Genomic DNA, 21,910 nt, shown 5'->3' on the forward strand with positions numbered 1-21,910 from the left:
TCGAGTTCTCCGCCCTGACCTTCCCCGAAACGCCCCCTCAAAGGGAAAACCCTGAACCGCGCCGCCTTCGCTTGATCCACAATCAGTGTACTGATCGACAAAACAGAAACGACGGGAGCGAAGACGATGAAGCGTGATACAGGTACCGGTCTCGCCGAGGGCGAGATGACTTCATTCCAGTGGTTGGCCGTGGGCATCTGCGTGATGCTGGTCATGCTGGACGGATTCGACGTCCTGGTGATGGCCTTCACGGCCTCCAGCGTCGCGGCCGAATGGCAGCTCAACGGCGCCCAGCTCGGCTTCCTCTTCAGTGCCGGCCTGGTCGGCATGGCGATCGGCTCGCTGTTCCTGGCCCCGCTGGCCGACCGCTGGGGCAGGCAGGCCATCATCCTCGTCTGCCTGGTGATCATCACCGTCGGCATGGCACTCTCCGCCCTGGCGCGCAGCAGCATCGAGCTGGGCCTGCTGCGGGCGCTCACGGGCCTCGGGATCGGCGGCATGCTGGCCAGCGTCGGCGTCATCACCGCCGAATTCGCCTCCGACAAGTGGCGCAGCACCGCGGTGAGCCTGCAGGCCACCGGCTACCCGATCGGCGCCACCATCGGCGGCACGATCGCCGCCGTGCTGCTCGATCTGCACGGCTGGCGCTCGGTGTTCGTGTTCGGCAGCCTGGCCACCGCGCTGATGATTCCGGTGGTGCTGTGGCGCCTTCCCGAATCGCTGGACTTTCTGCTCAACCGGCAGCCCCGCGGCGCCTTGAAGAAAGCCAACGCACTGCTGCGGCAGATGCACCGGCCGCAGCTGGCCCAGTTGCCTCCGCGCGCCGCCAAGCTCGCCGGCGCACCTTCCACCGGCGTCGCGGGCCTCTTCGACGCCAGGCTTCGCGGCGCCACGCTGCTGTTGTGGGGCGCCTTCTTCCTGCTGATGTTCAGCTTCTACTTCGCGCTGAGCTGGACGCCGAAGCTGCTGGTCTCCGCCGGCCTGTCGGCCACCCAGGGCGTGACCGGCGGCGTTCTTCTCAACGTCGGCGGCATCGCCGGGGGCGGCATCTTCGGCGTCCTCGCCGCCCGCTTCGGGCTGCGCCCGCTGACCGCCTCGGCGCTCGTCCTCACGGCGCTGGCGCTGGTCGTCTTCGGTCTCTGCACCGACCAGTTGAGTGCCGCCTTCGCCGCCGCGAGTGCGATCGGCGCGTTCATCTTCGCCTCCATGGCGGGCCTCTACGCCTTCGCGCCCGTGATCTATCCCGCCGCGGTGCGCACCACCGGATTGGGCTGGGCGATCGGCGTCGGCCGCCTCGGCGCGGTGCTCGGCCCCTTCGTCGCGGGCCTGCTGCTGGACCGCAACTGGCCCGCACCGCATCTCTACTTCATCTATGCCCTGCCCCTGGTGGCGGCCGCGGCGGCGGTGCTGGCCATGGGACGCCGCGGTGGCGTCCATGCGCCCTCCGCGGCGGTTGCCTCCGCTCACTGATCCCTGTGTGCCCCGATTCGATACCTTGAAGGAGTTCTCACGATGTTCCCGAAAAATGCCTGGTACGTCGCCTGTTCGAGCGACGAAGTGACCGATGCGCCGCTCGGTCGAACGATCTGCAACGAGCGGCTGGTGATCTACCGCGACGGCTCCGGAAGCGCAGTCGCGCTCGAAGACTTCTGCCCGCACCGAGGCGCCCCGCTGTCGCTCGGCCGCGTCGTCGACGGCAAGCTGGTCTGCGGCTACCACGGGCTCGAAATGGGCTGCGACGGCAAGACGGTCGCGATGCCGGGTCAGCGCGTGCGCGGCTTCCCGCCGATCAGGAAGTTTCCGCTGATCGAGCGCTACGGCTTCGTCTGGATCTGGCCGGGCCAGGCCAGCGAGGCGGATGCCTCCAAGCTGCACCACCTCGAATGGGCCGAAAGCCCTGACTGGGCCTATGGCGGCGGCCTGTACCACATCCAGTGCGACTACCGCCTGATGATCGACAACCTGATGGACCTCACGCACGAGACCTACGTCCATGCATCGAGCATCGGCCAGAAGGAGATCGACGAGACGCCGACCCAGACCCGCGTCGAGGGAGACGAAGTCATCACGAGCCGCTTCATGGAGAAGGTGTCGGCGCCGCCTTTCTGGCGCATGGCCCTGCGCGGCAACGGCCTGGCCGACGACGTGCCGGTCGACCGCTGGCAGATCTGCCGCTTCACGCCGCCGAGCCACGTGATGATCGAGGTCGGCGTGGCGCATGCCGGCAAGGGCGGCTACGAGGCCGATCCGGCACACAAGGTATCGAGCATCGTGGTCGACTTCATCACGCCCGAGACCGACACCTCGATCTGGTACTTCTGGGGCATGGCGCGCAACTTCAAGCCCGGGGACGCCGAGCTCACCGCCACCATCCGCGAAGGCCAGGGCAAGATCTTCGGCGAAGACCTCGAGATGCTGGAGCGGCAACAGCGCAACCTGCTGGCGCACCCTTCCCGCTCCTTGCTCAAGCTCAACATCGACGCCGGCGGCGTGCAGTCGCGGCGCGTGATCGAGCGGCTCATCGCGCAGGAAGAACCGGCAAGCGTCGCCGCTGCCGGGGCCTGAGCCATGCAAGCCATCGAATTGAACGTGCGCGTGGCGCGCAAGACCGCCGAGGCGCTCGACATCTGCGCCTTCGAACTGGTGCAGCCCGACGGCAGCGCCCTGCCGGCATTCTCGGCGGGCTCGCACATCGACGTCCGCCTGCCGACCGGCATCACGCGCCAGTACTCGCTGTGCAACGACGCCAGCGAGACCCACCGTTACCTGATCGGCGTGCTGCGCGATCCGGCCTCGCGCGGCGGATCCCGCGCCATGCACGAGCAGGTCAACGAGGGCGACCTGCTCCGCATCGCGGCGCCGCGGAATCACTTCGCGCTCGACGAAGAGGCGCCGCACAGCCTGCTGCTGGCCGGCGGCATCGGCATCACGCCGCTGCTGAGCATGGCGGAAAAGCTGGCGGCGGCCGGCCGGTCGTTCGACATGCACTACTGCACCCGCTCGCCCGAGCGCGCGGCATTCCGCCACCGCATCGCCGCGGCCGCGTTCGCCGGGCAGGTCCGCTTCCATTTCGACGACGGCCTCGACGCGCAGAAGCTCGACATCGACCGCACGCTCGCGGCCGCGCCGGCCGACACCCATCTCTACGTCTGCGGACCGAAGGGCTTCATCGACTGGGTGCTGGCGCGTGCGCGCGGCGCGGGCTGGGCCGAATCGAGGCTGCACTTCGAGTTCTTCGGTGCCGAGGTCGCGGCGTCAGCGACCGACGGCGCGTTCGACGTCAAGCTCGCGAGCTCGGGGCGCGTGATCCGCGTGCCGGCGGACCGCACCGTCGTCCAGGCGCTTTCACAAGCCGGGGTCGAGATCCAGGTCTCCTGCGAACAGGGCGTGTGCGGCACCTGCCTCACGCGCGTGCTCGAGGGCGAACCCGAGCACAAGGACCTGTACCTGACGCCCGAAGAGCAGGCCGCGAACGACCAGTTCACACCCTGCTGCTCGCGTGCGCGCTCGCCGGTGCTGGTGCTCGATATCTAGCGCGCGGGTTGGTGGGACAATCGGGCGCCGCGTCCGCCAGCAGACGGCGGCGCCCTCTCTTCCCTCTCCTTCGCCCATGTCGACCCCCACCGACGCTCACGCCTTCATCGACCTTGACCACCAGCCCGGCCACCTCATACGGCGGGCGCACCAGATCTCGGTGTCGGTCTTCCTGGATGTCGTCGGCCGCGAGGTGACGCCGATCCAGTACGCCATGCTGATGCTGCTGGGCCAGCGACCCGGGCTCGACCAGCTGACCGTGGCGCAGGAGATCGCGATCGACACCTCGTCCTGCGCCGACATCGCCGCCCGGCTCGAGGCCAAGGGACTGATCACCCGCGACGTGGGCGCAAGGGGACAGCGCAGCCTGCACCTGACGGACGACGGTCGCAGCCTGATCCAGGATCTCTCGGTGCCGATCCAGACACTGCAGGACACCCTGCTCGAAGGCCTGACCGAGAACGAAAGCAGCGAGCTGCTGCGCCTGCTGCGAAAGTTCGTCAGCCTCAACAACGAACGCAGCCGGGCGCCGCTGCGCAAGCGCCGGCCCTGACCGCCGCAGGGCGAACGCGCCCTATTCGAAACTGACGCCGTGCTCGCGCACCGTCGAGACGAAAGCGTCGTGCTGCGCGCGGAAGAACTCGGCGAACTTCGCCGGGCTCATGCCATAGCCTTCGAAGCCCTGCTGCGTCAGCCGCTCGTGCACCGCGGGGTCCTTCAGCGTCTGCTGCAGCGCGGCCGACAGCTTCTCGGTGATCCCGGCCGGCAGCCCGGGCGGTCCGAAGAAACCGGCCCAGGGCGTGATGGTCAGCTTGCCGAGTCCGAGCTCGCCCGCGCTCGGCACGTCGGGCAGCAGCGCACTGCGCTGCGGCTGCAGCGTGACGAGCGCCCGGATGCGGCCGTCGCGCACGAAGGCGGGCGCCAGTGTTCCGGTGGTGAACATCATCTGCACCTGCCCGCCCAGCAGATCGGTCATCGCCTGCATGTCGCCCTTGTAGCGTGCGTTCACGACCTTGCGCCCGCCGAGCAGCTGCAGCATCGCGAGCTCGGAAGCGCTGTTGCTGGACGCCGAGTTGTAGGCGCCGGGCCGGGCCGCGACCATCGCCAGCAGATCGCCGACGCTCTTCACCGGCAATGAAGCCGGCACCACGAGGAACATCGAGAACTGGCCTGCGCTGCTGATCGGCGCAAAGGCCTTGAAGGGGTCGTAGGGCGGATTCGGCCGCAAGGTCGGCGCCGCCACCATCGCGGTGTTGGTGCCCATCAGCAGCGTGTAGCCATCGGGCCGTGCGCCGCTCACGGCTTGCGCCGCCAGCACGCCATCGGCACCCGGCCGGTTCTCGACCACCACCTGCTGGCCCAGCTGCCGCGACAGGCCCTCGGCCATGATCCGCGTGATGGCGTCGGCGCCCCCACCGGACGCGAAGCCGACGATCAACCGGACCGGCTTCTCGGGATAGGCTTCCGCGGCCCAGCTCGCGCCGTGGGGCAGCGCCAGCGCTGCGGCGATGGGCGCAGCCCACCGGAGGATCGTCCTGCGTTGCATCTCTGTCTCCTTGCGATTGACAAACCTGGCGCCGCCAAGTCGGGCCGATGGGTAGCGGAACGGGAGAGCCGGACGGCTCTCCGCAAAGGGCCTAGCCGGGCGGCACGGGTTCCTGCGCCTGTACCAGCACGGCCCCCTGCGACAGCGGACCGACGTTGCGCCGGTACTGCTGCAGCCAGCCGGTGTGATGGGCCAGCGGCGGCGCGCGCCAGTCCGCGCGGCGGGCCTGCAGCTGGGCCTCGTCGAGGGCGACGTCGAGACGGCGGGCGTCGAGATCGATGGTCACGATATCGCCGTCCTCGAGCAGTCCCAACGGTCCGCCGAGCGCGGCCTCGGGCGAGACTTCGGCAACCACCAGGCCCTTGCACACCAGGCCGGAGAGATGGCCGTCGGTCAACAGCGCGACCTCGTCGCCGAGGCCGGCGCCGTCGATCGCGAAGACGACGCGCGAGGCGCCGCCGCCCATCGCAGGACCGCCGCAGGCTCCGGCACCGCGCATGACCACCACCTGGCCGGCACGGATGCGACCTTGCTTCAGCGCCGCAATCGCTTCGTCGGAACTCCAGAAGCACAACGCCGGACCGCTGAAGCGGCGCACCTTCCGCTCGACGATGCCGGTCTTGATCAGGCCCGATTCGGGCGCCAGGTTGCCGCGCAGCAGGATGATCGCGGGCCGCGGCGCGACCGGCCGGGCGATCGGCCGGATGACTTCCGCATCCGCCACCTCGATGCCCCGCAGGTTGCCTGCGACCGAGTCGCCGCTGACCGTGCGCGCGCCGGTGTCGAGCAGCGGTTCGAGCTGCTTCATCAGCGCCCGGCAGCCGCCGGCCGCCTCGAATTCCTCGATGCTGTGCCCGCCGATCGGGCGCACGCCGGCGAGCACCGGCGTCTCGGGCCCGAGCCGCTCGAACAGGCCATACACGTCGACGCCGCATTCGCCTTCGGTGGCCACGGCCTGGAGGTGCTTGGCCGCGTTGAGCGAGCCGCCGATCGCGAGCACCGCGCGCACGGCGTTCGCGAACGCGCCAGGCGTGAGGATGTCGCGCGGCTTCAGGTCGTCCCGCACCATCAGCACGATGCGGGCCCCGGCCGCACGCGCATCGGCCATCATCTTCGGGCTCAGGGCCGCGACCGGCGCGCTGCCCGGCAGCGCCAGGCCGAGCGCTTCGCAGACGACGTGCATCGTGTTGGCGGTTCCCAGGCCGGAGCACACGCCGGGGCCGCGGATCGCCTCGCGGCTCATCTCGATCAGCTCGCCGACCGGCAGCGTGCCGGTGACGGCATGCATCGCGCCGATGAAGACCTCCTCGATGTCCATGTGGCGGCCCCGGAACTCGCCACTGGGCTGGTAGCCGCAAGGCACCAGCAGGGTCGGAACGTTGAGCCGCGCCGCCGCCATCAACTGCCCGGGCACCGTCTTGTCGCAAGACGTGAGGCAGACCATGCCATCGAGCTGCGCGCCCTCGACCGCGACCTCGATGTCGTTGGTCACGAGGTCCCGCGCCGCCAGCATGTAGGCGCCGCGCGCTCCGGCGCCGGTGATGAAGTCGCTCGGCGCGGCGGTGCGGATCTCGAACGGAACCCCGCCGGCGGCGCGGATCGCGTCCTTGACCTGCACCGCGACCTGGTCCAGATGGCTGAAGCAGGCCGCAAGCTCCGAGGAACTGTTGACGACCGCGATCTTGGGCTTCTCGCAGTCTTCCTCGGGGATGCCGAGCGCGCGCCAATGGGCATTGCGCACCGACCAGAGGTAGGAACCGCGCGGGAAATTGCTGCGCAGCGGACGTGTCATGGTGCGGCCTCCGGGTTGTGATTGTTCTTCTTCGTGACTTCGACGATGCCGCGGTCGGCATCGACCCGCACCCAGTCGCCGGTCTCGATGCATTCGAGCGGGTCGCGGTCGAAGTCGGTCATCGACGGCGAATGCGAGACCACGGTGCCGAGCGCCACCTTGGTGGTCATCTCGTTGAACAGGAAGGCCGCCGGCACCGTGTTCATGAGCCGCGCGACGTGGAACATCGCGGACCAGCCCGACGACCCCTTGGCCCCCGGGAACACCAGCACCTTGCCCGCGAAGCTCTGGCCGCGCAGCGAGTGGCGCGTCTCGACGACCGTGCCGGTGCGCGGATCGATGCCGCCCCAGCCCGAGATCTGGTCCCGCGTGACCATCGCCTCGCCCTCGGCGACGCCGCCGACCACCTTGCGTCCGCGGATCACCAGGGTCTGACCGCCCAGTGTCTGTCCGCTCATGCCAGGCTCCCGTTCCAGCGCCCCGTACAGGCCGCATCGATGCATTCGGCCGTGCTGCCGAACCAGGCCTGCACGCCGAGGATGGCGGGCAGGTAGTGCGCCTGCTTGGCCGAATCCAGGGCCACGGTCTGCGTGCCCTTCGGCACCGCGCGGCTCATGGCCGAGCAGCTGTCGGTCATGAGGATGCCTCCCGCGTCCTCGATGATCTTGGTGTAGCCGTTGCGGTCGGCCAGCGACTTGATGGCGCGCGGCGTGAAGATCCACAGCTCGCAACCGGGATGCACCTTGCGCCCCTCGATCAGTTGCGCCGCCTCCCAGATCTGCTCGATCGTGTAGTGCGGACAGCCGAGCATCACGTACTGGATGTCCGCGCTGCGGGCGGTGGCGTTGATGGTCTCGTAGGTGGCGCGGCGCTCGGCCTCGCCATAGCGCAGCACCTGTGCCGGCTTGCGGCCGCCCAGGGCCTGCTCGAGACTGAGGGCTTCGGGCGTCACGCCGACCACGTGGTACATCTCGACGCCGCCCGACGACGAGGCCGCAGCGCCGAAGTGCTTGAGCCGCGGCAGGTTCGGCACCCGGCCGATGCCGCGCCGGCTGTGGACCACCGGCACCCGGTCCTGCACCTGCTCGCCGATGAAGTAGCCGAGCAGGCCCCAGTCCTGCACCGACTCGATCTCGATGTCGAGCTCGACGACGTGGGTCCCGAGCCGATGCTCGTCGAGGTGGTAGCCCCAGTAGGGGATGCGGCCGGTGAGCATCGCGGCGCCGGTGCTCTCCCGGCCTTCGGCATTGGTGCGCGCGCCGAGCACCGAGTTGCAGTAGATCACCGCCGACGACTCCATCCAGGCGCAGTGTTCGCCGCGGGTCGGGATGTTGCCGACCTGGTAGGGCGTGCAGGTGTTCATGATCTGGGCGCCGAGTCCGGCCGCGTGGCGCTCGCTCTTCTCGTAGAAGCGCACGATGTCCTCGCTCACGCCCATGCGCTCGGGCTGCCCCGGATCGAAGCCGAGCTGCAGGTGGCTCGTGAAGACCTTGAACTTCGGGATCGGCACCACCTCCTGGCTGTCCAGGCTGAACTCTGAAAACACCGCGTCCATGCCCCCCTGCTTCAACGCGAAATCGCGCTGGAACGGCGTCGTCGACGTGATGGTGGCGCAGACGTTGCGCGTCTCCACGAGCCGCTCGGCGCCCAGTGCCTCGCCATAGCGCACCAGAAGGTCCATCGCCTTCTGCACCGCGGCGCCACCGCTGCCGTCTCGCATCGCTTTCTCGTCGTCGGTCAGGTACATCGCCTGTTGTCTCGCTGGAGGGTTCGAAGAAAAAAGGTCAGCGCTCGGGCAGGCGCGGGCCCGGCACGTGGCCGCCGATCTCGCTCGCGATGCGCCCGGCCACCGCGCGCAGCCGCGGTGCGAGTTCGTCGCGCAGCCGCTCCTCGGGAAACACGAAGCCTGCGCCGCCGCCGTTCAAGGCCATGATCTCGTTGCCCGGCCCGACCAGCGGCACCGACACCGAGTTGATCTCGCGATGGAACTCGCCGAGCGACAGGCAATAGCCGAGGCGCTGGGCCTCGTCGATCGCGCGCAGCATGGCCGGCGCCAGGCTGTCCCACTCGGGGCCGCGCATGAGGCGCATCGAATCGAACAGCTGCGCGCGCGTGGCGTCGTCGAGCGCCGACAGGTAGGCGCGGCCCAGCGCCGAGTTCGGCAGCGGCGCACGCGATCCGACATCGAGGCGGGCCGACAGCATGGTCGAGCGCGGCCGGCAGGCCTCGATCAGCACCATCTCCATCCCGTCGCGCACCGCCAGATAGACCGAGGCGCCGCTTTCCTCCGCCAGCGCCTGCATCACCGGCCGCGCAACGGCGCGGACGTCGAGGCTGCCGAGGAAGACGCGTGACAGCGACACCACGCCCGGGCCGAGCGCCAAGCGGTCGCCGGCCGGCGATGCCTTGAGCATGCCCATCGCCACCAGCGTCGCGACCAGGCGGTTGACCGTCGGCCTCGGGATGCCGGTGATGCGCGCGAGTTCGGCGGGGCTCAGCAGTGGCCGGTCTTCGGAGAAGCTGCGCAGCACCGAGATGCCGCGCTCGAGCGCGCTCACGGTGTCGGAACGGTCCACCCGCGCGTCGGTGGTGTCGGCGGAGGGAACGGGGAGCGGATTGTGTTCGGCGGCCATGCGGAAGTCCTTTGGGAGATCCGCCAATGTAGAGCCTGCCGGCGAGGGTCCGGTCGTCCCGATCATCGTGAGCGGCTCAGCTGTTCGCGGTTTCGAGCGACGGCCGCTCGGCCACCGGCCCGGCGCCGTCGGCACCGGCGCGCAGGTACACGCCCTGGGCCTGCAGCGCCGTCTGCAGCGCGGTCACCTCGACCGCCCTCGGTGCGATCCGTCCCTGCGAAGCCAGTGCCGCCGCCGTGCCCGCCGCCTGTCCGGTGATCCAGCATTGCGGGATCTCGCGCATGAAGCCGTGCGAGTTGCGGTCGCACGAGATGTGGCGGCCGCAGGCCAGCAGGCCGTCGAGCCGCTGCGGCACCAGCGCGCCGTAGGGGATCGAGATGTTCGGGAACTTGGGCGACACGGCCGGAGACACGCCGATCTCGTCGGCCAGCGCGCGGCCTTCGGGCCACTGGCTGCGCAGCACCGCGCCGACGCCGCTCAGGCGCCGCGCATGGCGCACGCCGATCTGTGGTGCACTCAGCATCAGGTAGGCGTCCTCGAAGCCGGGCGCATGGGCGCGGAAGAAGTCGAGATGCGCGGCCATCGCCCGGTGCGAGCGCACCTCCACCGCGGTGAGATCGTCGACGTCGAGCGCCGAGTAGCCCGACTGGCGCGGCCCCATGAACAAGGCGACGTCGTTGCGCCAGGAGACGAAGGGGCGCTCGAACAGGCCCAGCTGCTCGCGGCCGCGCGCCATGAAGGCGCTGAACGCGTCGGGGCGGCCGGCCTTGAAGTCGATCCAGCGGCCCATGTCGACGCCGCCGAACAGCCACGAGGTGTTCATGCAATGGTGCACGTCGGCCTCCTCGATGTCGTTGACGAAGGCGGCGCCGGCGCGCGCGAAGAGATCGCCGTCGCCGGTGGCGTCGACCACCACGTCGGCCATGATCGCCATGCGCCCCTCCTTGCTCTCGAACACCACGCCCTTGACCGCGCCGTCCTGCACGATCGGCACCGCGGCCCACGAGTGGTAGATGAGCTTGACCTTGCGCTCCAGCACGATCTCCTGCGACAGCAGCTTGAGGCGCTCGGGATCGATGGTCGGCGACCAGGTGACGATGCCGTGGTAGGCCGCGGTGCGCTGCGCCCAGTGGCTGGCCTTGGCCGAGTCCTGGGAGCCCCAGTCTTCCCGCGACGGCCCGGCCACCGCGTCGGCCGGCAGCCGATCGAACAGCTCCTCGGCGAAGCCGCGGATCACGAGCTGGCCCTCCCAGTCGGTCATGCGGTCGATCCAGATCACGAGGCCGCCGGTGGACAGCCCGCCCAGGTGGTTGTAGCGCTCCAGCAAGGCCACGTCGGCGCCGGCCCGCGCCGCCGACGCCGCGGCGGCGGTGCCCGACGGCCCGCCGCCGACCACCAGCACGCCGCACCGGTGATAAACCGGTATGTCACGGCCCGGCTCGGACCAGACCCCGTGGTCGGGCCGTGCCACGCGACCGTCGCGATCGAAGATGTCGGAGCTGAGGATGCGCTCGTCGGTGCGGACGATGGTTTTCATAACTTGGGTCAAGGGCGGGTTGATGCGACTATTTTGATTTTGATGTCCATTTTATTGATATCAATCGGCCTGAAACCCGGGTATTCCCTTGGCTTTGTCCGTCTTTTATGGTTTGACAATCCATTTTCAAGACGGAGACGAAAAATGGACATTCACCGGCAAGCAGGGCGGAACGCGCGGCGGCGATTCGGCCTCCTGCTCGGCAGCGCGCTGCTGGCACTCGCGCCCTGGGCCGGCGCGCAGGACTTTCCGGCCAAGGGAAAGCCGATCCGCATCGTGGTCGGCTTCACCGCCGGCGGCGGCACCGACGGCCAGGCGCGCCTGGTGGCGCAGAAGCTCGGCGAGGTGCTCGGCACCCCCGTGATCGTCGACAACCGTCCAGGCGCCAGCACCATGCTGGCGGCCAGCGAAGTCGCGCGTGCGCCGGCGGATGGCTACACGCTGATGTATGCGCCCTCGTCGACCATGGCGCAGAACCCGCACACGCTGGCCCAGGTTCCGTACGACCCCTTCAGGGACTTCACCGCGCTGTCGATGGGCGGCCGCGGGCCGCTGGTGCTGACAGTCAACGACAGCGTGCCGGCGAAGTCGGTCGGCGAGCTCGTGCGCTACGTGAAGGCGCACCCGGGCACGGTCAGCTACGCGTCCTTCGGTACCGGCACCTCCTCGCACATCTACGGCGAGGCCTTCGTCAAGAAGACCGGCATCGACGCGGTGCACATCCCCTACAAGGGCGGCTCGGACGCCGCCAAGGACCTGATCGCCGGCCGCGTCCAGTACATGTTCGACTCCGCCTCTTCCGCGATCATCACGGTCGGCTCCGGCAAGGTCAGGATTCTTGCCGTGGCCTCGGCCGCGCGCATCCCCGCCTTGCCGGAGGTCCCGACCTTCGCCGAGCAAGGCGTGGAAGGCCTGGACCTGCCGAGCTGGCTCGGCTTCTATGGCCCCGCGAACATGCCGGCACCGGTGGTGGCGCGCCTCAACAAGGCGCTCGGCCAGGTGCTCGAGATGCCCGCGGTGCAGGACTTCTATCGCAGTGGCGGCTACGAGGCCGGTGGCAGCTCGCCGGATGAATTCGCGCGCATCACGCGGTCGACCTACGACCGCTGGGGCGCGATGGTGAAGCAAGTTGGATTGGCCAAGGAATGAAATCGCATCGTCTTTCCGTATGTCGCATCGACCGCCGCCGCGCAATCGGCGCGCTGGTCCTGTCCCTCGCGCCCGTGCTCGCAACCGCCGCACCGGCCGCCCCGCCCGCGTTCCCCGACAAGGGACGGCCGATCCGGATCATCCTGGGCCTGGCCGCCGGTGGCGCCTCGGACGCGCAGGCGCGCTTCGTCGCCAGCAAGCTCGGCGACGTGCTGCAGACGCCGGTGATCGTCGAGAACCGCCCCGGCGCCAGCTTCATCCTCGCGACCGAGGAAGTCATCCGATCGGCGCCCGACGGCTACACGATCATGTATGCGCCCTCCTCGGTCGTGGCGCAGAACCCGCAGACGCTCGCCCAGGTGCGCTACGACCCGTTCAAGGACCTGACGCCGATCTCGCTCGGCGCCCGAGGTCCGCTGGTACTCACGGTCCACGTCAGCGTGCCCGCGAAGACCGTGCAGGAACTGATCGCGTACATCAAGGCCAACCCCGGCAAGCTCAGCTATGCCTCGTTCGGCACCGGCACCTCCTCGCACATCTACGGCGAGGCCTTCGCGCGCAAGGCCGGGCTCGATGTGGTGCACGTGCCCTACAAGGGCGGCTCGGACGCCGCCAAGGATTTCCTCGCCGGCCGCGTGCAGTACTACTTCGACGCCGCGCCGAACGCCATCACCAACACCGCGACCGGCAAGGTCCGCATGCTGGCGGTGGCCGCGCCTCGCCGCAGCCCGATGCTGCCCGACCTGCCGACGATGACCGAGCAAGGCGTGAGCGGTGTCGACATGCCGAGCTGGCTCGCCTTCTACGGCCCGGCACACATGCCGGCTCCGGTCGTCGCCAGGCTCAATGCCGCGCTCGCCCAGGTGCTGGCAATGCCGGCCACGCGCGACTTCTTCCGCCAGGGCGCCTACGAGGCCGAGGCGTCGACACCGCAGCAGCTCGACGAGCTCACGCGCTCGACCTACCAGCAGTGGGGCGGCATCATCCGCGAGCTCGGGCTGACGCGGCAGCAGTGACGCGCCGCCGGCCAAGCGGTCGCAGCCCATCGATGCTCACCACGCGTCCGTCGCGACATCCAAGTCGTGCTGAATGCGCGCGCTCAGCGCGAGCAGCGTCGGAGCGAGTTCGCGCACCGCCGAAGCCAAGGGTTCGGCCGTCGACAGGCTCACGTTCAAGGCGTATCGCGAGCCCTTGAACAGCAGCGGAGCCGCCAGCGCCACCACTTCAGGCTGCCAGGCGGCGGCGCAGAAGCCCTTCTCCTCGACGTCCCGGATCGCGGCCGCGAGCGCCGGCCCGAGCGTCGCCCACTGGGTGCGCCGGGTCCGGCGAAAGTGCGCGAGCAAGGCCTTGCGCTGGCCCTCCGGCGCGACGGCCAGGTAGGCGCGACCGAGGGAGGTCAGCTCCATCGGCACACGCTGGCCCGACACCACCCGGCGCAGGGAGGGCCGGCGGTTGTATCGGATCGACTCCAGGTAGACCATCTCGTCCCGATCGGGAGCGGCCAGGCCCACGTTGAGCCGCTCCGCCTGCGAGGCGTCGCGCATGTGCGGCGCGGCGATGGCGAGCGCGGTGGAACCCGAGCGCATGGCGTGCGCCAGGCTCAGGACCGCAGGCGCCAGGCGATACGCCCGGGTGCGTGCTTCCACCTGGAGATAGCCACACCCCACCAGAGTTTGCGTCAGGCGGCTCACCGTCGAACGGGAAAGGCCCGTTCGCTCGGCGATCTCGGCGTTGCCCAGCAGCTCCGAGCCGGGGCGGAACGATCGAAGGATCTCGATGCCCCGCTCCAGCGACCTGTTCGCGGGCGAGACCCCGGGCTTCTCCGCCCCCAGAGACTGCGCAGGCGTTGACGAATTCATGAGATTCAGCACCTCCATGCCGGGCCGGACGACGGCAGAACGCCAGTGTATTGGGTTCCACTGCTTGGAATCGAAGGGATGCCAAACCGGCACCGGCTTCCTAAGCTACTTCCCATGGCGGCTTCACCCGGAAGCGGCAGCGACAAAGACCTTTGCCCCCGCGTGGCAGGAGACAGCCGATGACCCGATCCTTTCGTTCCATTCTGTGCCGCGTGGCCGGCTGTCTGGCCGTGACCGCACTCGCAGCCTCCGCGGCCTTCGCCGCCTTCCCGGACAGGCCCGTGAAACTGGTCGTTCCCTTCGCCCCGGGCGGCGGGACCGACGCCATCGCGCGTGCGCTGGGCCTCGGCATGTCGCAGGCGCTCGGCCAGCCGGTCATCGTCGACAACAAGCCCGGCGCGGGCACCATCATCGGCAGCGATGCCGTGGCCAAGAGTGCGCCGGACGGCTATTCGGTGCTGGTGTCCACGTTCGCGCATGCGGTCAATCCCAGCCTGATGCCCAAGCTCCCCTACGACACGCAGAAGGCCTTCGCGCCGGTGGTGCTGCTGGCCCGCGGCCCAAACGTCCTCGTGGTGCGTGCGGACAGCCCCTACCGGTCGGTGGCGGACGTGGCGGCAGCCGCGCATGCCAAGCCCGGAAAGCTCACTTTTGCCTCGCAGGGCAACGGCACTTCGGCGCACCTCGCGGGCGAGTTGTTCACGAACCTCGCGAAGGTGCAGATGACGCACATCCCCTACAAGGGCGCCGGCCCGGCCCTGACCGATCTGCTCGGGGGCCAGGTCGACATGATGTTCGCCACCGCCGCAGCGGTGTCGTCCCAGCTGGCCGGCGGCAAGCTGCGCGCCATCGGGGTCACCACGCCGCGCCGTGCGCCGGCCCTGAAGGATGTGCCCGCGATCGCGGAGACCGTTCCCGGCTACGCCGTGGAGAGCTGGTACGGCCTGTTCGTCGCCGCCGGCACGCCGGCCGATGTGGTCGCCAAGCTGAACGCGGCGGCAAGGAAGGCCACCGAAAGCGCCGAGTTCCGCAAGATGCTCGAGCCCGAAGGCCTGACGGTCAGCGGCGGGGCCCCGACCGAACTGGATGACTTCGTCAGGTCCGAGACCGTCCGCTGGTCTCGGATCGTGAAAGAAAACAACGTCAAGGCCGACTGAGGCCGAGGAAGGATGAACCCCATGGACTACACCTTGATCCAGCTGCAGGTCGAGCGCGGCATCGCCACCTTGACCTTCAACCGCCCCGAGAAGCGCAACGCGATGAGCGATGAACTGCGCGCCGAATTCACCCATGCCCTGGAGCGCGTCGCCGCCGACAAGGAGACTCGAGCGCTGGTGCTCACGGGCGCCGGCAAGGGCTTCTGCGCCGGCGGCGACATCGCGGGCATGGAGCGCCGCATGAACGCGCCGGCCGGCGAGGTCGCATTCAACGGCTGGCATCGGCAGCAACGGGTGCACCACACGCAAGCGCTGCTGCATACGATGCCCAAGCCGGTGATCGCCGCAGTGAACGGCGCTGCCTCCGGCCTGGGCGCGGACACCGCGCTCGCGTGCGACTTCATCATCGCCAGCGAGTGGGCCAGCTTCACCTGGTCCTACATCCACCGGGGCATCATCCCCGACGGCGGCGGCATGTACTTCCTCCCGCGCCGCGTCGGGCTGGCCAAGGCCAAGGACCTGATCTTCACCGGGCGCAAGGTGGAGGCCGACGAAGCGCTCGCCTTGGGCATCGTGGACCGCAAGACCACGGCGGACCGGCTGCTGGCCGATGCCCAGGCGTGGGCCGCCGAACTGGGGCGGGGTTCCGCGACCGCGCTGGCGCTGTCCAAGACGATCCTGAACCAGACCTTCGAACTGCCGGCCCAGCAGGTCTTCGCCCAGGGCAGCCAGGCGCAGGGCATCTGCTACACGAGCACCGAGCACCGCGAGTCGGTCCGGGCCTTCCTGGCGAAGTCCCACGGCACGGCCGGGGAATGACCGCCATGGAAGCACTGTCCCGATTGCTCCAGCCCCGAAGCGTCGCCGTGATCGGCGCCTCGGGCGACCCGGCCAAGACCGCCGGCCGGCCGGTGTCGTACCTGCAGAAGCATGGCTTCGCCGGCACGATCTACCCCGTGAACCCGAAGCTCGATCGCATTGGCGAGCTGCCCTGCTACCGCGACGTGGCCTCGCTGCCGGCGGTCCCCGACGTCGGCATCGTGCTGCTGGGCGCGGAGCGGGCCCACATCGCCGTGAAGGAACTCGCCCAACGCGGCGCGGCCGCGGCCATCGTGCTGGCGAGCGGCTACACCGAGACCGGCGAAGAAGGCGCACGGCGCCAGCAGCAGCTGCTGGAGGCCGCCGGCAGCATGCGCATCCTGGGCCCGAACACCATCGGCCTGGTGAACCTGACCGACCATATCGTGCTCTCGGCCAGCGGTGCGCTGGAGATGGACCATTTCCACGCCGGCGCCATCGGCGTGGTGTCGCAGAGCGGCGGCATCCTCGGCGCGCTGCTGTCGCGCGCCGCCGCCCGGGGCATCGGCTTGTCGAAGCTGGTGTCGACCAGCAACGAAGCGGATCTCGAACTCGCGGATTTCGTCGACGCGCTGGTCGACGATCCGGCGACGCGGGTCATCGCGCTGTACATCGAGGCGATCCGGCAGCCGGAGAAATTCCGCGCCGCCGCGCTCAAGGCGGCGCGCGCCGGCAAGCCCATCGTCGCCTTCAAGATCGGGCGCTCCGAAGCGGGCGCCAAGGCCGCGGTGTCGCACACGGGGGCGCTGGCCGGCGCGGACCGCATGTACGACGCGCTGTTCCAGCAGACCGGCGTGATCCGGGCGCAGACCTTCGGCGACCTGCTCGACATCCCGGCCGCCCTCGCGACAGGGCGGGTCCTGCGCGGCAAGCGGGTCGCCATCCTCACATCGACCGGCGGCGCCGGCACGCTGGTGTCCGACAGCCTGGGCGTGTCCGGCTTCGAGACCCCGGCGCCGGACGAACCCACGGCGGCGGCCTTGCGGGCCCTGCAGACCGGCGACCATGCCGCGCTGGACCGCAATCCGATCGACGTCACGCTGGCCGGCCTGCAGCCGGATCTGCTGCGCGGCGCAATCAAGGCGCTCCTGGCCAGTCCGAGCTACGACGCCTTGGCCGTCATCATCGGCTCGTCGGGCGTCGGCAGGCCCGAGCTGATGGCCGGCGCGATCGAGGACTGCCTGCCGCTGTCCGACAAGCCGGTGCTGGCCTATGTAAGCCCGCATGCCCCCGAGGCCGCCGCGCTCTTGACGCAGCGCGGCGTGCCCGCCTTCGTTGCCGCCGAGAGCTGCACCGCAGCACTGGCGGGCATGCTGCAGGCGAGCCGATGGCGGGCGCCGGCCGGTGCGCCGGAGGGCGCCGCCCGCGTGCAGCTGCACGATCTCCCCGCGGGCTCGCTGGACGAGGCGCAAGCCAAGCGCTTGTTCGCCCGCTTCGGCGTGCCCTGCGCCCGCGAGGCGATCGTCCGCAGCGGCGAGGAAGCCGAGCGCGCAGCGCGCGAACTGGGAGGACGGGTCGTGCTGAAGATCCTGTCGAGCGAGATCACGCACAAGAGCGACGTCGGCGGCGTCGCCGTCAACGTCTCGCCCGAGGAGATCGCCGCTCGGCTGGTCGCGATGGCGGCCGGGGTCGAGCGAGCCACCGGGCTACGCCCGGAGCGATTCCTGGTGCAGGAGATGGTGGACGGCGGATGCGAACTGATCCTCGGCATGCACCGCGACGCGCTCGGCACGGCCATCCTGCTCGGCATGGGCGGCGTGACCGCGGAACTGTTCAAGGACACGACGATCCGCTTGCTTCCAGCGCAAGGCGGCCTGGGCCGCGACGAGGCCCTGGCGATGGCGCGCGACCTCAAGACCTGGCCGTTGCTCGACGGCTTTCGCGGGCGTCCGAAGGCCGACGTCGACGCGCTGGCCGATGCCATCGTGGCCTTCTCCCGCATGGCCGCGCAATTGGGCGACCGGCTGGTCGAGGCCGAGATCAATCCCCTGTTCGTGCTGCCCCGAGGCGCCGGCGTGCGTGCCGCCGACGGGGTCGTCGTGCTCCGCGAATAGCGGCTAGCCCGGCAGCTTGCTGGCGTACATCAGCGCCTGCAGCAAGGTCCGGCTCGCCGGCGTGGGCTCGCTGTGCGCCGACACCGCCAGCGAGCTCACGCGATGCGCCCAGGGCTCGTCGAGCGGCACGAACGCAAGGTTTGGAAACTGCGCCTGCTGCTCCAGGCTGGCTTGCGGAAGGAGACCGATGCCGAGGCCGCACTGCACCATCCGGCTGCACGAGTCCATGCCCTTGACCTGGATGCGCGTGCGCAGCTTCACGCCATGCTTCAGCGCCTCTTTCGCGACCCGCATCGCCAGCGCGGTGCCGGGCGGAAGTTCGACCCACTCCTCCTCGAGCAGCTGGTCGAAGCGCAGGCGCTTGCGCTTGGCGAACCGGTGGGCGGCGGGCAGGATCACGACCAGCCGTTCGCTGCGGTAGGGCCGGAGCGTCAGGCCCGGGATGTCCCCTTCGGCGACGAAGACGCCGACGTCGGCCCGGTCCTGCAGCAGCAGCTCGACGATGTCGGCGCTGGTGTGCTCGGCCAGCTCGATCTTGATGCTCGGGTGCTGGTGCAGGAAGAGCGCCAGGTCCTGCGGCAGGTGCTGCACGATGGCGGAGATCGAGGCAACCAGCCGAATGCGGCCCGACACGCCGGCCTGCAGGTTCTGCAGTTCGTCGTCGAGCGCCTCGACGTCGTCGATCATCGCGCGCGCATAGCGCGCGACCGACAGGCCCGCGGCAGTCAGTTCGACGCCGCGCGCGGTGCGGTCGAGCAGGGGCGAGCCCGTCGCGGCCTCCAGCTGCGTGATGCGGCGGCTCGCGGCCGACGGCACGATGTGCAGGGTCGCGGCGGCGCGCGACAGGCTGCCCTCGCGCTCGATCGCGGCGATGAGCTTCAGGGTCGAGAGGTTCAGGTGGTCCAGCAGCGGACGTCGAGCTTTCATCGGATCGGGGCATGCGTTGCCGGGAGGGCAACGCCGTTGTGAATAAATGTCGCTGGGCAGGTGGCGGCGGGTGCGTCAGCATGCGCCCTGTTCCCACGGAGACAAGACGAACCATGCAACAGATACTGAATCTACGCGATCTGACGATGATCGAGCGCGTTCACGCCCGCGGCGGCCGCTTTCGCTACCACCCCCTTCTGTCCGGCACCGACGGCGCGGTGGGCAACTTCTTCCTTCAGCTGTCCAACACCTTCAACGACTTCGACTCGCCGCGCCACCGGCACAACTTCGACCAGGTGCGCGTGCAGCTCGAAGGCGACGCCGACTTCTCGCGCGACGGCGTCATGAAGCCGGGCATGATCGGCTACTTCCCCGAAGGCGTGTTCTACGGCCCGCAAAGCATCGCGGGCGAATCCCTCACGCTGGTGCTGCAGTTCGGCGGTGCCAGCCGCAGCGGCTATCTGTCGGAGGCCGCCTTCCAGCGCGGCATCAGCGAACTCAAGGAGACCGGCCGGTTCGAGGCCGGCGTCTACAAGGTCGACAAGCCCGAGGGCGGCACGCGCAACCAGGATGCCTACGAAGCGGTCTGGGAGCATGTCCATGGCCGCGCGCTGCGCTATCCCGAGAGCCGCTACGACAAGCCGGTCTTCATCCGGCCGTCGGCGGCCGCCTGGGTGCCGGACGACAGCGCCCCGGGGCTCGCGCGCAAGCACCTCGGCACGTTCTCCGAGGCCTGCACCACGCTGTCGCTGGTCGAGCTCCAGCCCGGCGTCGGGTTCGAGGTGCCGCCGAACACCATCGTCTTCGTGCTCGAAGGGCAAGGCCGGGCGGGCGACGGCGACTGGGAGCCGCGCTCGTCGCTGTACAGCGGGGCGAACGCGAGCCGGATGCAGGCCGACGCCGCCAGCCAGCTGCTGCAGATCGAGCTGCCGAGGCTCTCGCCATGATCGGCCGCCCCTTCGACCCGCGCCGTCGGCGCGCCCTGCTCGGCCTCGGCGCCGCCGCGCTGGCCACCGCGCCCGTGCTGCGCGCCTGGGCCCAGGGCTTCCCTTCGCGCCCGATCTCGATGGTGGTGCCCTTTCCGCCGGGCGGCGGCTTCGACACCATCGCACGGCCCTTCGCGGAGCGGCTCGGCAAGCGCCTGGGCCAGGCCGTGATCGTGGACAACCGCCCCGGCAGCGGCGGCAACATGGGAACCGATGCGGTCGCCAGGGCGCCCGCCGATGGCTACACCCTGTTGTTCGCCAACGATTTCCTGGCGACCAATCCGAGCGTGAACCGCAACGTGCGCTACGACCCCCTCAAGGACTTCGTCCCGGTGAGCATGATCGGCACCACGCAGGTTGTGATCGCGGTGCGGCCGGACTTCCCGGCGAAGAACTTCAACGAACTGGTCGCGCTCTCGCAACAGCGACCCCTGAGCTTCGGAACACCGGGCGCCGGGACATCGCCGCATCTGGTGGGCGAGTACCTGTCGACGATCTCGCCGCTCAAGACCCTGCATGTGCCCTACAAGGGCACGGCACCATCGGTCAATGACGCGATCGGCGGCCAGATCGACATGGTCTACGCCACCACGCCCTCGGTGGCCGGGCACATCGCGGCGGGCAAGCTGCGCGGCATCGCGGTCTTCGGCGAACGCCGCAGCACCCATCTGCCCGAGGTGCCGACGCTGCCGGAGGCCGGCGGCCCGGCGGTCAACTACGAAGTCTGGTATTGCCTGATGGCGCCCGCCGCGGTCCCTGCGGCGGTGCTCTCGAGCATCCGCGACGCCACGCGCAAGGCGCTCGATGGCGAGCTCGGCGCCCGCCTGGCCCAACTGGGCTACGCGGTGAAACCAAGCGGCCCCGAGGAAGTCACGCGCCTCATCCAGCGCGACCTGGCGCGCTGGAAGGACGTGGTGGCCCGGGCCAACATCTCGATCGATTAGGGCCTGTTCACCCTACTTCCAGGGATCGCGTTGCCGAGCAATGGGAAGGTATGCCAGGCCGGTCGTTGCGCAATTCATCAGGGGGCCGAGCCCCTTCACGGTCTCAGACCACCATCGGCACCGCGGCGCCGTCCATCGAGACGATGGCCCCGGAGATGTAGCCGGCCGCACCCGATGCCAGGAACACGACCGCACGCGCGATGTCCTCGGGCGCGGCGACCCGTCCGAGGGGCATGCGGGCCTGCGCGTCGCGCAGCACCGCCTCGGCGCTGGTCTTGTGCAGCCGGGCCTCGGCGGCCAGGCCCTCGGCCATGCGGTCGGTCAGCGTCAGTGCCGGGTTGACCGCATTCACGCGCACGCCGCGCGGCCCATAGGCCGCGGCCAGGCCGGCGGTCGCGAGCATCAGCGCCGCATTGGCGGCACCGCCTGCCAGGTGGGTGGTGGTGGCGACCTTGCCGCCCATGCCGATGACGTTGACGATCGCGCCCGTGCCGCGCGCCCCCATGCGCTTGATCACCGGGTCCATGACGTTGACGTAAGTGAAGAACTTGGCCTGCATGGCGTCCTGCCACGCTTGCGGCTGCAACTCGTCGAAGGGCGTGCGGCGCGCGGCCCCGGCCGAGTTGACGAGGACGTCGATCGGGCCACCCTCGGCTTCGGCGGCATCCACCATCGCAAGCGCCGCACCCGCATCACCGAGGTCGGCGAGTTGGCCGTGCGCCACGTGGCCCTCGGCGCGCAATGCCGCCACAGCGGCCTCCAGGTGCGCGGCCGTGCGCCCGGCCAGGCTGACCCGCGCGCCTTCGCGCAGGAACTCGCGGGCGCAGGCCAGCCCGATGCCGCGGCTGCCGCCCGTGACAAGCACATGCTTGCCGGTCAATTGAAGATCCATGGCACCTCCTTGGATGAGATCGTTCAGTGTCGAGGGGTCCAA

At 69.8% G+C, this 21,910-nt stretch carries 20 protein-coding genes; 11 read left to right on the plus strand and 9 right to left on the minus strand.

The window, feature by feature from the left end:
* Window positions 1-126: 126 nt before the first annotated feature.
* The 4 genes from QZH52_RS10710 to QZH52_RS10725 all read left to right on the plus strand — a co-directional run bounded on the left by QZH52_RS10710 (window position 127) and on the right by QZH52_RS10725 (window position 4,087).
* Window positions 127-1,470, plus strand: coding sequence for an MFS transporter (locus QZH52_RS10710; protein ID WP_301807921.1), 1,344 nt, complete (start codon window positions 127-129; stop codon window positions 1,468-1,470).
* A gap of 42 nt (window positions 1,471-1,512) precedes the next feature.
* Window positions 1,513-2,565 (plus strand): aromatic ring-hydroxylating dioxygenase subunit alpha, encoded by a 1,053-nt coding sequence (locus tag QZH52_RS10715; RefSeq protein ID WP_301807924.1) that lies wholly within the window; start codon window positions 1,513-1,515, stop codon window positions 2,563-2,565.
* A 3-nt stretch (window positions 2,566-2,568) separates the two neighbouring features.
* Complete coding sequence (locus tag QZH52_RS10720; RefSeq protein ID WP_301807927.1) at window positions 2,569-3,534, plus strand: PDR/VanB family oxidoreductase; 966 nt, start codon at window positions 2,569-2,571, stop codon at window positions 3,532-3,534.
* Window positions 3,535-3,610: 76 nt separating this feature from the next.
* Entirely contained in the window at window positions 3,611-4,087 is a 477-nt protein-coding gene (locus QZH52_RS10725) for a MarR family winged helix-turn-helix transcriptional regulator (protein ID WP_301807928.1), read from the plus strand.
* 21 nt (window positions 4,088-4,108) lie between these two features.
* Here QZH52_RS10725 and QZH52_RS10730 read toward each other — a convergent pair whose 3' ends face one another.
* From QZH52_RS10730 to QZH52_RS10755, 6 genes are all read right to left on the minus strand, one after another.
* Window positions 4,109-5,080: a Bug family tripartite tricarboxylate transporter substrate binding protein gene (locus QZH52_RS10730; protein WP_301807930.1), complete on the minus strand. Its 972-nt coding sequence runs from the start codon at window positions 5,078-5,080 to the stop codon at window positions 4,109-4,111.
* A 91-nt stretch (window positions 5,081-5,171) separates the two neighbouring features.
* Window positions 5,172-6,872, minus strand: coding sequence for a dihydroxy-acid dehydratase (ilvD, locus tag QZH52_RS10735; protein ID WP_301807933.1), 1,701 nt, complete (start codon window positions 6,870-6,872; stop codon window positions 5,172-5,174).
* A complete protein-coding gene (locus QZH52_RS10740; RefSeq protein ID WP_301807937.1) occupies window positions 6,869-7,330 on the minus strand; it encodes an aconitase X swivel domain-containing protein in 462 nt (153 codons plus the stop codon). Before QZH52_RS10740 ends, ilvD begins: the two co-directional genes overlap by 4 nt.
* On the minus strand, window positions 7,327-8,619 hold the full coding sequence (locus tag QZH52_RS10745; protein WP_286530517.1) for an aconitase X: 1,293 nt from the start codon (window positions 8,617-8,619) through the stop codon (window positions 7,327-7,329). The genes QZH52_RS10740 and QZH52_RS10745 overlap by 4 nt, the downstream gene beginning before the upstream one ends.
* 37 nt (window positions 8,620-8,656) lie before the next feature.
* Window positions 8,657-9,505 carry an IclR family transcriptional regulator gene (locus QZH52_RS10750; protein WP_301807939.1) on the minus strand — a complete coding sequence of 283 codons (849 nt, stop codon included), beginning with the start codon at window positions 9,503-9,505 and terminating at the stop codon, window positions 8,657-8,659.
* Between the two features lie 76 nt (window positions 9,506-9,581).
* Window positions 9,582-11,042 carry an FAD-dependent oxidoreductase gene (locus tag QZH52_RS10755; protein ID WP_301807942.1) on the minus strand — a complete coding sequence of 487 codons (1,461 nt, stop codon included), beginning with the start codon at window positions 11,040-11,042 and terminating at the stop codon, window positions 9,582-9,584.
* Between the two features lie 144 nt (window positions 11,043-11,186).
* Between QZH52_RS10755 and QZH52_RS10760 the strand changes: the two genes are divergently transcribed.
* Together QZH52_RS10760 and QZH52_RS10765 are read left to right on the plus strand one after the other, a co-directional pair.
* Window positions 11,187-12,191, plus strand: a complete 1,005-nt coding sequence (locus tag QZH52_RS10760) for a Bug family tripartite tricarboxylate transporter substrate binding protein (protein ID WP_301807944.1) — start codon at window positions 11,187-11,189, stop codon at window positions 12,189-12,191.
* Window positions 12,188-13,207, plus strand: coding sequence for a Bug family tripartite tricarboxylate transporter substrate binding protein (locus QZH52_RS10765; protein WP_286530525.1), 1,020 nt, complete (start codon window positions 12,188-12,190; stop codon window positions 13,205-13,207). Before QZH52_RS10760 ends, QZH52_RS10765 begins: the two co-directional genes overlap by 4 nt.
* Before the next feature lie 36 nt (window positions 13,208-13,243).
* Here the strand turns inward: QZH52_RS10765 and QZH52_RS10770 are convergent, their stop codons facing one another.
* The gene (locus QZH52_RS10770) at window positions 13,244-14,068 is read right to left on the minus strand and encodes an IclR family transcriptional regulator (protein ID WP_301807949.1); all 825 of its coding nucleotides are present in this window, start codon (window positions 14,066-14,068) and stop codon (window positions 13,244-13,246) included.
* Window positions 14,069-14,229: 161 nt separating this feature from the next.
* Between QZH52_RS10770 and QZH52_RS10775 the strand changes: the two genes are divergently transcribed.
* Genes QZH52_RS10775 through QZH52_RS10785 form a run of 3 tightly spaced genes read left to right on the plus strand, consistent with a single transcriptional unit; the run spans window position 14,230 to window position 18,119 of the window.
* Complete coding sequence (locus QZH52_RS10775) at window positions 14,230-15,207, plus strand: tripartite tricarboxylate transporter substrate binding protein (protein ID WP_301807952.1); 978 nt, start codon at window positions 14,230-14,232, stop codon at window positions 15,205-15,207.
* A 21-nt stretch (window positions 15,208-15,228) separates the two neighbouring features.
* Window positions 15,229-16,026, plus strand: coding sequence for an enoyl-CoA hydratase/isomerase family protein (locus QZH52_RS10780; RefSeq protein WP_301807954.1), 798 nt, complete (start codon window positions 15,229-15,231; stop codon window positions 16,024-16,026).
* A gap of 5 nt (window positions 16,027-16,031) precedes the next feature.
* Window positions 16,032-18,119 carry an acetate--CoA ligase family protein gene (locus tag QZH52_RS10785; protein WP_436411561.1) on the plus strand — a complete coding sequence of 696 codons (2,088 nt, stop codon included), beginning with the start codon at window positions 16,032-16,034 and terminating at the stop codon, window positions 18,117-18,119.
* A gap of 3 nt (window positions 18,120-18,122) precedes the next feature.
* Here QZH52_RS10785 and QZH52_RS10790 read toward each other — a convergent pair whose 3' ends face one another.
* Window positions 18,123-19,046, minus strand: a complete 924-nt coding sequence (locus QZH52_RS10790; protein WP_301807958.1) for a LysR family transcriptional regulator — start codon at window positions 19,044-19,046, stop codon at window positions 18,123-18,125.
* 113 nt (window positions 19,047-19,159) lie between these two features.
* Between QZH52_RS10790 and QZH52_RS10795 the strand changes: the two genes are divergently transcribed.
* Both QZH52_RS10795 and QZH52_RS10800 read left to right on the plus strand, forming a co-directional pair.
* Window positions 19,160-19,993, plus strand: a complete 834-nt coding sequence (locus QZH52_RS10795) for a hypothetical protein (protein ID WP_301807960.1) — start codon at window positions 19,160-19,162, stop codon at window positions 19,991-19,993.
* Complete coding sequence (locus QZH52_RS10800) at window positions 19,990-20,976, plus strand: Bug family tripartite tricarboxylate transporter substrate binding protein (RefSeq protein ID WP_301807963.1); 987 nt, start codon at window positions 19,990-19,992, stop codon at window positions 20,974-20,976. The genes QZH52_RS10795 and QZH52_RS10800 overlap by 4 nt, the downstream gene beginning before the upstream one ends.
* A gap of 103 nt (window positions 20,977-21,079) precedes the next feature.
* Here the strand turns inward: QZH52_RS10800 and QZH52_RS10805 are convergent, their stop codons facing one another.
* Window positions 21,080-21,868 (minus strand): SDR family NAD(P)-dependent oxidoreductase, encoded by a 789-nt coding sequence (locus QZH52_RS10805; RefSeq protein WP_301807967.1) that lies wholly within the window; start codon window positions 21,866-21,868, stop codon window positions 21,080-21,082.
* Between the last annotated feature and the right edge of the window lie 42 nt (window positions 21,869-21,910).

Source organism: Variovorax ginsengisoli (assembly GCF_030486595.1).
Classification (GTDB): Bacteria; Pseudomonadota; Gammaproteobacteria; order Burkholderiales; family Burkholderiaceae_C; genus Variovorax; species Variovorax ginsengisoli_B.